At 31.9% G+C, this 1371-nt stretch carries 1 protein-coding gene and 1 pseudogene; both read right to left on the bottom strand.

What is annotated here, in order from left to right; translation table 11 throughout:
• Nucleotides 1–93 (bottom strand): annotated as a pseudogene (locus tag EIY84_RS11715) (aminoglycoside adenylyltransferase); the annotation flags it as partial.
• 230 nt (nt 94–323) lie between these two features.
• Nucleotides 324–1094, bottom strand: coding sequence for a lincosamide nucleotidyltransferase Lnu(H) (lnu(H), locus tag EIY84_RS11710; RefSeq protein ID WP_064964663.1), 771 nt, complete (start codon nt 1092–1094; stop codon nt 324–326).
• Nucleotides 1095–1371 lie beyond the last annotated feature (277 nt).

Here is a 1371-nt window from a genome sequence, read left to right as displayed (position 1 = left end):
TACAAGTGAACTTGTCAGAAGAAGAACTCTTACATCTTCGTTTTTCTCCGACCATTCTATAATTGTTCTTAACTTTTCTTCTCTGACTTTCATTTTGTTTGGTTCGGTTTTACTATGTCGTACAACGTTTTGCGGCTTTGCGAAGGAGCGGATTAGAAAGACTAAACTTTCAATTTTGAACTAACTTAAGCAAAACCATTTTTTCTATTTGCTAATTTACATTTTAAAAGCAAATAAAAAATGGTTTTGCGGATTAAATGCACAAACCTTGAATTAACCACTTAACCCGCTCTTTTGCAAAACCGATGTTGGCGGTAGTTTTTTTATCTTATTTTGTGTAGGATTTCTTTCAGTTTGGGTTCAATATTTAGTTCATCAAATAGTTTTTCCGATAAATTTAATGAGTTCTCAAAAGCCAAAACGATGTTTTTGGGATTTAAATCTGATGTTACTTTTTTATACTCTGAATACCAAATCGTGTCAATGTCCTTTTCGAGACTTTTAGTCGGACTTTCCCAATGTTGCGTTTTGCTTGTTCTTGCTCTTATAAGCCAAAGCAAGTATTTCTGCACATTTGATAAACTGTGATGAGCGTGAGCAAATTCTTCTCGTTTAATCAAGTTGCTTGTTGTCAGTACAACATTCAGTAATGATTGGCTTAACCACAAAATATTTTCATTTGTTATTCTTTCGGGCGATTTCGTTTTGATTTGATTAAGCGTTTTCGTTAAAAGTCCATCTTTGTCGGTTAGGTTCATTTGGTCAAAATCGCTAAATTCAACAATTCCGTCCCAAGATTTGATAATTTCAATTTCCTCCGTTTTTAAAAAATGGAATTCTCCTCTGACCATATTCTCGAAAATAGCAACTTCACTTCCATATTCGTTTGTAAAATATAAAGCCAAAGGATGAATTTGATTTACCCATTTTTCTGTCGAGAAATTTTCTTTATTTTTCAAGAAGATGTAAAATTCGATGTCAGAATATTTGTCTCCTTCGTTTTTGGTAAATGAACCATACATAAAAACGGCGGAAACATTTTCGTCTTGTTGAGCTATATATTTTGTTTTGTCAATCATTTGTAACTGTGTCATTTTTCTAATTTTTAAATGTTGATAATAGAAATTTTCACTACTTTTTGAAAGCAATGAAAAAGTTTTACGTTGTTTATTTTGGACAGTTACTTATAGCTTCATCGGATTATACTTTTTTATTTTCAACATTCTGTTTGGTAAAATTACCGCCAACGGTTTGCGGCTTTGTGAAGTGCGGACTTTGATTATCAAGTACTTATACAATCTCTACACCAAGCAAAAAGCCATTTTTCTTTTGCTAAAATACAAAAATTTGTAAAAGAAAATGGCTTTTTGC

This window comes from Amniculibacterium aquaticum (genome assembly GCF_003852705.1).
GTDB classification, from domain to species: Bacteria; Bacteroidota; Bacteroidia; order Flavobacteriales; family Weeksellaceae; genus Amniculibacterium; species Amniculibacterium aquaticum.
This window is presented reverse-complemented; position numbering and strand designations above follow the sequence as displayed.